The organism is Streptomyces sp. NPDC031274 (assembly GCF_055570235.1).
Window position 1 is genome coordinate 1 of sequence record NZ_JBVIHP010000367.1, and the last position, 1,161, is coordinate 1,161.

Annotated in this window: 1 protein-coding gene and 1 pseudogene; one reads left to right on the top strand and one right to left on the bottom strand. The window is 63.6% G+C overall.

Annotated features, from left to right (window positions below; all coding sequences use genetic code 11):
• Positions 1-468, top strand: a 468-nt coding sequence (locus tag ACZ5CR_RS46430; RefSeq protein ID WP_468870089.1) for a TetR/AcrR family transcriptional regulator, incomplete at its 5' end; no start/stop codon positions are given.
• A 148-nt stretch (positions 469-616) separates the two neighbouring features.
• Here ACZ5CR_RS46430 and ACZ5CR_RS46435 read toward each other — a convergent pair.
• Positions 617-1,161, bottom strand: a pseudogene (locus ACZ5CR_RS46435) (transposase family protein); the annotation flags it as partial.

Sequence of the window (1,161 nt, forward strand, 5' to 3'; positions counted from 1 at the left end):
GCCCTGGGCACTCTCTACCGGTACTTCACCTCCAAGGAGCACTTGTTCGGGGCCGCCTTCCTCACCTGGCAGGAAGGGCTCAGGCGCAAGCTGGAAAAGGCCACGCCCACAGGGGGGACGGAGAAGGACCGGCTCCAGGACGTGCTCCATCGCATGATTCGCGCGTTCCAGCTCCAGCCGCAGTTCTACCGGGTTCTGATGGTGCTGGAAACCGCGTCAGACCCGTATGTCGTCGACATCTACCGCTCGCTCGACAAGGCCTTCAACGAGAGCGTGCAGTCAGCGTTCGACGAGAGCAGTCGAGCGGACGAGGACCACGAGGCGATCATCTCCGTCCTCAGTGCCGTTCTCGACGAAGGACTGAGCGGCTGGATCATGGGCCGCGCGACCATCGAGAGCGTTTACGACGGCATCGACAGCGCGATCCGCTTGATCTACGACTTCTCGCCAGGCAGCGAACGCTCCTGATCTCCCCGAGACACAGGCCCGCCACTCCACCAAGAACGCGAATTCGGTTCCACCATGCCTTCCACGACCCGTTCGTGCGGCAAGCCAACGATGAAAGCAGTGAGGAGCACCACGACGTTCTGGCGCGCACACTGAGCCTTTTCCAACCTCACGCTGATGCGTGGTGAAGGACGAGGACGCCCTTCACGATGTCGGTGATCCGGTTGGTGCTGCAGCGGAGCTTCCGGAGGAGGCGCCAGCCCGTCAGAGTGGCCATGGCGCGCTCGCCGAGGCAGCGGATCTTGTGCGTAGGTGGTGTTGTGCCTGCGCTGCCATCGCTTGAGACGGCGGCCCCGGAAGGGCACCCGGACGGCGTCACCGACAGAACGACGGATCAAGGCAAGGACACGAGATTCCGGTCAGTCAGCCCAAGGGACAGATCTGTCGGTGACGCCATCAGCCATCATCACTGTCCGCCCAGCATTTGAGGTCCGCATCGGCGAGGGCTTCGATGATGCCGTGCTGTCGCGCGGCGGTCAGGTCGTGAGTCGAGCCGGGCAGAGCCGGCGAAGCCCAGAGCAGCCGACCAAACGGATCGGCCAGGACCTGCACGTTCATGCCGTGCCGTTTGTGTTTTCCGGAGTAGTACGGGGTGTCGGCGGCGATGCGGTCAATCAGCAGCAGGGTGCCGTCGAGGATGACGAACGCCTTCTC